Origin of the sequence: Paenibacillus hemerocallicola, from assembly GCF_006265175.1 — a bacterium.
Lineage (GTDB): Bacteria > Bacillota > Bacilli > Paenibacillales > NBRC-103111 > Paenibacillus_AB > Paenibacillus_AB hemerocallicola.
In genome coordinates this window covers 57326-64474 of the sequence record NZ_VDCQ01000062.1, presented here as the reverse complement: position 1 = coordinate 64474, position 7149 = coordinate 57326, and the positions used below count along the sequence as shown (strand labels likewise).

Here is a 7149-nt window from a genome sequence, read left to right as displayed (position 1 = left end):
GCTCAATTCGTACTGACTTTTTGCCGAATCTTTCGGAGTTTACACTGCCGAAAATCCGACTTGTTCGGTCTCTTGCGAGACCACACTTGCACGCTCGTTGTTCAGTTTTCAAGGAGCAAAGTCTTGATTTCATTCATCGCTGCGAGCCATTCTTTTTAGTTTGTCTCTTTTGCGGCGACCTCTTTAATGTACCACATCCGCCTACTTCTTTGCAAGTACTTTTTTTCAATTGTTTTCGAAGCGTTTCTTCGCTGTTGAAGCGGCGAAAATTAATTTATCACATCCGGACAAGCAAAGTCAACCCTCCTGTTAAAAGTTTGAAAACACCGAACATTTCGAATACACCGGCAGCGTCCCCGCTGCGTCATTAATGAAAGTAGAACGTCTTTTCTTGACGAAAATCAGAGCGCTACTCATGCGGCCGGTCGAGGCATACGGACCATCGGCCGGTGTTTGCGCGGCGATTGATAAATTTGTACTTTGGTTCAGTATTGCCCTACAGAGCAAGTCCGATTCCTCCAGTGCGTATGCCCCGGCAAGGGAAGCCGCATTTCGTTAACCGATTGGGCGAAGCCATAACTTTCTTTATCGATAAAAAAAACCGGGAAAACAAGGTCGCGCATTGCATGACCTGTTTACCCGGACTATTTGACAGCACCCGCTTACCCTTAGACCGTGTACTTCAGCTGAAGAAGCAACGAATCCGCATCGTCCGATGCTTGTACGATCTCGCGGATCAGCGACTTGCGCGCCAGTTTGTTCAACAACAAAGAAAGGTCCAGCTGCAGCTCGTCCAATTGCGGAATCTGCATCAGCTCCTGCAGGCTCCACGGCTCTTCCCGGCTATGCAGTACGTTCAGCAGCGCCGTGCAGCAGCTCTCCATCTTGGACATGACGGAAAATTCGCATGCCAGCACTACAAGCTGAATCCGCTTCTCCATTGTTTCGTGACTGGAGGTCAGCTCTTCGTAAAACTTGTATACGCCGGGATTGATTTTGCGGACTTGAGCCCAAACGAGAACTTCAGGGTGAATTCCTTCTTCAATGATGGTGATTCTCGCCCAATGGCACAACGCCGCCAAAATGTTGCTGTACGCATCCAGAAGATGACCATCCATCAAATACTGCTTGCTTTGCAAAAAGCTTTTCAGAAAATGGTCGAATTCCACGATCAGCTTCTTGGCCCGCAGCTCCTCCGGAAACTCCAGCAGCCGGTGACGCAGCCCCTCCAAGTACAAATTACGGTCCATAACAATCTCCCCTTGCAAAATCCAATGGATAACACTTCGGTTTCCGCCGTTCACAATCCATTGTTCCAATTTAGCGGGATGCAGGCAACGTTCTTGTATACGGATATCGTCTTTTATATAATGAGTAGTGGAATCGGTATGCGTCGATTGCCTGATTACCAACACTGCGACATCAAGCCCATCTACGACCGGACTGAACGGCGCGGGACTCGGCACTACAGAAACGCTGATCGTATCGGGATCTTGCCGGTACTTCTCTACTATGTAATTCCGGATCGTCTCCAATTCGTCCCCCCGGCTCTCGGTTAAATGTCATTTTCCGTCATACAAGTATTTCTACGCAATCGCCCAGTTTCCTGCCTCTGAAAATGACAAATGATGGACAAGGCCGGACATCGCCAGAAACATTAGAAAAGAGGAATCGCAATGCTGTTCAAAACGAGCAAAATCAATGAGTTTCGATTGTGGGGCTTGCTGCTGACCTTGGGCGGCATGGGGCTCATGATCGTCGGGCTGGCCGGCGTCGTATTCAACTGGGGCTCAATCGGTAAAATTATCGCGGGCATTTTTATGGTTATAGGCATGATCGCCATGCTTGGCAGTATGGCCATCTATTTTTCGGCAGGCATGCTGTCGACGAGCGCGGTAACGTTGGAATGTCCGGAATGCGGCAAAGTGACGAAGGTGCTCGGCAAAACCGATCGCTGCATGTTCTGCAAAACGGTACTTACGTTCGATTCCCGCTATGCGAGCCCCTCGGATACCAATCTGGAGGCGACGGACAAACAATGATACGCATTCAAAAAGCCTGACATCTCGATGATGTCAGGCTTTTTGAATGCAATTAAACTCCGCAGCCGAGCTTCATTTCAGGATTCTCTTTTCGGGGGACCAAATTAGGGTCGTTTCTCCAATGTTTGCTTGATTACGTCCCAAATGTTAGCCGTTTCGTATCCTCTGCGCCAGGAAGCGACGCCGGCCAAATCGTATTTTTTCACCAATTCGATTCGCGCCTTCATCGACGTCTCATCCTCGATCCACACTTTCATCACTTTGCCGTCTTCGGTATACTCGATATAATTTTGCCCGCTTTCCTGGGAAAACGTAGGCTTCAGTCCTTTGTCCTTGATGAGCTTATCGATCGTTTCCATGAAAACGGCCCGCGAGGATACTTCTTTCTTGCCGTTCTTCGTTTGCTCCGTCCAGATGCGGGTATAATAAGGTACGCCGAGTACGAGCTTGGAAGCCGGCACCTTTTCCTCGTTCAACAGCTGAATGATCGACTTCTCCACCCAAGGCAGCGATGCTACCGAGCCGGCTATCGGACTGGCCGCCCAATGCTCGTCGTAAGTCATGACCATCATGTAGTCGATCGTCTCGCTCAGGGCCGGACGGTCGTAAAACATCGACCAGTTCTCGCTTGTCGACTTGGTCGTGACATCCATCGAGACGACAAGCCCCTGCTCGTGCAGCAAAGGAGTCATTTCCCGGACAAATTGGGTCAGGTTCGCCTTATCCTTCAAATTGACATTCTCGAAATCGATATTAATGCCCTGCAAATTGTACATTTGGGCGAACGCAAGCAGCTGCTTGATCATCTTCATCCGTTTGTCGTAAGTAGCCAGCGCTTCCGTCGTCACCTTCGGATCAAAGCCGTTGCTGAACAGCGCCCATACTTGATAATTTTGAGATTGAGCCCATTTCACGTAGGCCGCGTCGGCCAAATTTTTCAAATTGCCTTCGCCGTCCAGTATATGGAACCAAGTAGGACTAATAACGTTTAGCCCTGGCATTGCGCCGATTTTCGCAGTGTCCGGATTCCTCGTGGTGACGTGCTCCCAAGTCATGTTGATTTTGCCGCCGATCGGCTTCCATGGCACGAACGTCTTGGACTCCGGCTGAGTCGGGATCGTCTCCACCCGGTCCAGCACGATATCTTTTTTTCGGGCGTAACCTGCCGTTCCGTCCTTGCGTTGAATATAATACCACTGGTTGTTCTCGGACCAGATCATCACTTCTTCGCCCGACTGCAAATCGGCCAATATCGGGGATTTGATGCCGGGATCTTTCCGTACGGCAGCCGTACCGCCTTTGGAGCCGCCCTCCGCTTTCCCCCACTGTACGTTATCGCCCTGCAGGTGTACGATGACATTGCCCGTATCCGCAGCCTCCAATATCGTTAGTCCGTAATACTGCTTGACAGGCTCGATCGGCAAGTACAAATCGTCCCCGTTTTTGACAATGGGAAACTTCAATTGCAGCGGCTTCTCGTTAACTGTGGCGGTAAGCACGTTCGTTTTCATCCGGACGACCTTGTCCTTCGTCGTAATAATCACCGAATCGCTGGCGTTCTCGTATACGATGGAAGGGTCGGCCTTATCCTTAATAAAATCGAGCGGCAGTTTCAAGCTTTCCTTCTCTCCCACCGCATCTTGCTTCAGCAGCTCCCCCCGATAATAGATCGGTTTCTGCAGACCGCCGTAATCCGGCTCCACATGTTCGCTATTCGGGTAATACATCAGAAACCAATAATAAGACAACAAACCTGCAATGCCGATTATGAGCAAAAATACGAACAACCGGATTACGAACCGGTAACGCCTCTTGGGACGTCCGGACGGCGGGCTTAAAGATTCCATGCCTTCACTCCTTTACGTCCCGCTAACCTTCATTCCAAAAGGCCTGCCCGCTTTCGGAAGCTTCATCAGGAACATTATGAATGATCTCGCTATTCGAACACAAAAAAGGACGAGTCGGATAGACACGTCCATTATACTACATATACGACGAAACGGGTCGTCCGGCGGTTCATTAATGTTTGACGGTCGAAGCGCAATCGGGACAAAGCCCGTATACTTCGAGGCGGTGCCCTTTCACTTGGAAGCCCGTTTGACGGGCGGCGTTCCATTCCGCATCGTGCAGCGGCGGATATTCGAAATCGACGATTTTGCCGCAGTCGTCGCAAATCGCGTGATAATGGTCGGACATATCGGAATCGAAACGGCTAGAGTCGTCTCCGTAAGTCAATTCACGGACCAATCCGGCTTCGATGAATACTTTCAAATTATTGTAGACGGTAGCGACGCTCATGCTGGGAAAGCGGTCTTCGAGAGCGCGATAAATATCGTCGGCGGTCGGGTGCATCATCGTATCCAGCAAATAAGCCAATATCGCATGCCGTTGAGGCGTCATTCGAACTCCGGTCGTCTTCAACTTTTCCAACGCTTGCTCGAATCGGGACGTCATGTTCCTCACCACCATGGTAAAAAGAATTATGTTATCTCTTTATTTTACGATCGCGGGAACATGTTTGTCAATCAATCCGGGCAGTCTCGGTATATTCTCGGCATGCGGAGCAGAATACGGACGCACTCCCTTCAACCGTCGCCCGTATAGCGCTCTTGGCGGAGCGGAATCGGCGGGTTAATCACCATCGTCCGGTACTGCTGAGGCGTGACCCGATATTGCTTTTTGAAGCAGCGGCTGAAATAGGCCGGATTCGGAAATCCCGAGCGCTTGCCCACCTGATCGATCGGCATGGAGGTGGTGGCCAGCAAAACCCGCGATTCATCCAGCCTTCGCCGCATCATATATTCGGTTATCGTGCTCCCCGTGCAGGTGCGGAACAAGTTGGATACGTAGCTTGCCGACAAATGCATGTTGGCCGACAGCTTGTCGAGGCAGAACGGCTCCCTGTAGTGCTCGTTGATCCATTCCACGATTTTCTCCGCATGGTTGGACTGACGAGGCGAGAAACCGCTTTCTCCGCGAGAGAGTCCGGTACATACATGCTCCTTCAGGTACGACAAATATTGCATCAAAAAAATAATAAACTGCTCCTTCTGCTCGTGGGCGGTGACGGTAGTCAGCCTGTGCTGGATGCTGTCCAGCATATGGTTGATCTCGTCGTCCTGCCCCGGAGTCAGCTGGAACAGCTGCTGGTCGGAACGGGAGTTTTCCAACATGGAGACAAAGTCCGCCAGATGGGAGAACATGTGCAAATATTTTTTTACAAGCGGCAATTTCACTTTGATCAAGGACCTGAGCCGGGGTATTTCATATCGGATGAGATGAACTTGGTACGGCTGAAAATAGACGAGAGTGCGCGGCTTGAGCACATACATCCGGTCGTTCAGAATCAGCTGTCCCCTTCCTTCATGAAGGTACAGAAATTCCATGCCTTCGTGCGAGTGGTAATATTCGTCCGGATTTTTTTGTTCCCACGCCCGATGCACGAAAAAAAACAAATTGTCGCGAAATTTCAGATGCGCCCGCGTAAACTTGCTGCCCATTTATCAGTTCCCCCCATTCAGTCACGGAGATCGTTTCATAAACATTATATATCAGGAATAATTTTACTGGCAAGCGCTTACAAAAGGAGTGAAACGGAGTGCAACTTTCCCATAACAAGAGACAAACGGCTGCATGATATAATCCTGTTCAAATGAAACGCAGCCTGAACTGCTGAACGATCATTTCATTGCGCTCTCGAGGGCGAATGCCCGGGCTTTGCCAATTTGATGTTATCCGGCGAGGGAGGAATGCATGATGTACAAGAAACGGAGTATGGCCGCACTGCTATGTCTTGCGCTTGGTACGACCGCATGCGGAGGCGGGAGCGGAGGAAGCGCACCGGCGTTGGGAAGCGAATCCGCCGTCCAAGCCAAAAAAGATCCGGTGCAGCTGACCGTCTATTTCCCGTTTCCCGCAGACTGGCCCGAAGAAAACTTTATGGAGACGTTCGGCCAGCCGATAACGAAGAAATTTCCGCACGTTACAATCAAGTATATTACCGGAGGTAAAGTAGCCGATTTGATCACAGCCGGCGAAACGATCGACATTTTGTTCGCTTCGATCGGTGCGACTCCGCCCCATCTGATGGAAAACAAGCTGGAGTACGATATGACCCCGCAGATCAAAAAGTATAATTACAACTTGAACAGCCTCGAGTCCACCATGATCGATACGGCGAGACAGTTGGCCGGCGGCGGCATTTACGGCTTGCCCGTGTACGTTCCTCCTTCGGCGACCTACTACAACAAGGATATTTTCGACAAATTCGGGGTTCCTTACCCGAAGGCGGGCATTACGTGGGACGAAATGTTCGAGCTAACGAAAAGCTTGACCCGCTCCGACGGAGGCGTCAATTACACCGGCTTCGGATCTTCATACGGACATCTCGCCTTCATGAATCAGCAGTCGATTCCGCTTATCAAGACGGAAACGAAAAAAGCGGCCTTCGACACGGACGAGAGATGGAAGTCGTTCGTCGACAATTTGGCCCGCTTCTACAAGCTTCCGGGCTACAGCCACATCAAAAACAATCAAATTTCCGAGCCGAACGAAAGAAACCGCTTTTTCAAAGACCGCACGGTCGGCATGTTCCTCGCCTTGACCGCGCTGCACAATGCCAAGGAAATCGGCGACATGAACTGGGATCTGGCCTCCTTCCCGGTCTACAAAGACAAACCGGACACGGGACCGCAAGCGTATCCGACCTACTTCTATGTCACCTCGATGAGCAAGCACAAGGACCAGGCGTTCGAGGTAATCGCTTACCTGACGACCGAGGAATACCAGCTGCCGCAAATTAAGGACGGAAAATTTTTAACGACTTTAAGCAACAAGACGCTCCGTCAATCGTTCGGACAAAACAATCCGATGTATACCGGCAAAAATGTAAAAGCGTTTCAGCCGGACAAATACGCTCCCGCCGGTTCGGTCAACAAATACAATGGATCGTACAACGCGGAATTCAACACGATCGTACGCGATGTCGTCTTCAACAACAAAGACGCGAACACGGCGCTTCGCGAAGCCGCCGAGCGGGTTAACAAGAAAATCGAGGAAACCGAGGTGGCATCCGGAGCCAAGTAAACGGTTACCCGCATGTGGAACG

At 50.6% G+C, this 7149-nt stretch carries 6 protein-coding genes; 2 read left to right on the top strand and 4 right to left on the bottom strand.

The genetic code is table 11. The annotated features are described in order from the left end of the window. Positions 1–668 precede the first annotated feature (668 nt). On the bottom strand, positions 669–1535 hold the full coding sequence (locus FE784_RS31540) for a nucleotidyltransferase-like protein (protein ID WP_139606245.1): 867 nt from the start codon (positions 1533–1535) through the stop codon (positions 669–671). A gap of 141 nt (positions 1536–1676) precedes the next feature. Here FE784_RS31540 and FE784_RS31535 point away from each other — a divergent pair, with 141 nt between their 5' ends. After that, on the top strand, positions 1677–2042 hold the full coding sequence (locus FE784_RS31535) for a DUF2614 family zinc ribbon-containing protein (RefSeq protein ID WP_139606244.1): 366 nt from the start codon (positions 1677–1679) through the stop codon (positions 2040–2042). A gap of 104 nt (positions 2043–2146) precedes the next feature. Here FE784_RS31535 and FE784_RS31530 read toward each other — a convergent pair whose 3' ends face one another. The 3 genes from FE784_RS31530 to FE784_RS31520 all read right to left on the bottom strand — a co-directional run bounded on the left by FE784_RS31530 (position 2147) and on the right by FE784_RS31520 (position 5542). After that, positions 2147–3889 carry a glycosyl hydrolase family 18 protein gene (locus FE784_RS31530; RefSeq protein ID WP_139606243.1) on the bottom strand — a complete coding sequence of 581 codons (1743 nt, stop codon included), beginning with the start codon at positions 3887–3889 and terminating at the stop codon, positions 2147–2149. Between the two features lie 172 nt (positions 3890–4061). Continuing rightward, positions 4062–4496, bottom strand: coding sequence for a peroxide-responsive transcriptional repressor PerR (gene perR, locus FE784_RS31525; RefSeq protein WP_139606242.1), 435 nt, complete (start codon positions 4494–4496; stop codon positions 4062–4064). 131 nt (positions 4497–4627) lie between these two features. Then, positions 4628–5542 (bottom strand): AraC family transcriptional regulator, encoded by a 915-nt coding sequence (locus FE784_RS31520; protein ID WP_139606241.1) that lies wholly within the window; start codon positions 5540–5542, stop codon positions 4628–4630. Between the two features lie 256 nt (positions 5543–5798). Here FE784_RS31520 and FE784_RS31515 point away from each other — a divergent pair, with 256 nt between their 5' ends. Then, positions 5799–7127, top strand: a complete 1329-nt coding sequence (locus FE784_RS31515) for an ABC transporter substrate-binding protein (protein WP_218103841.1) — start codon at positions 5799–5801, stop codon at positions 7125–7127. Positions 7128–7149 lie beyond the last annotated feature (22 nt).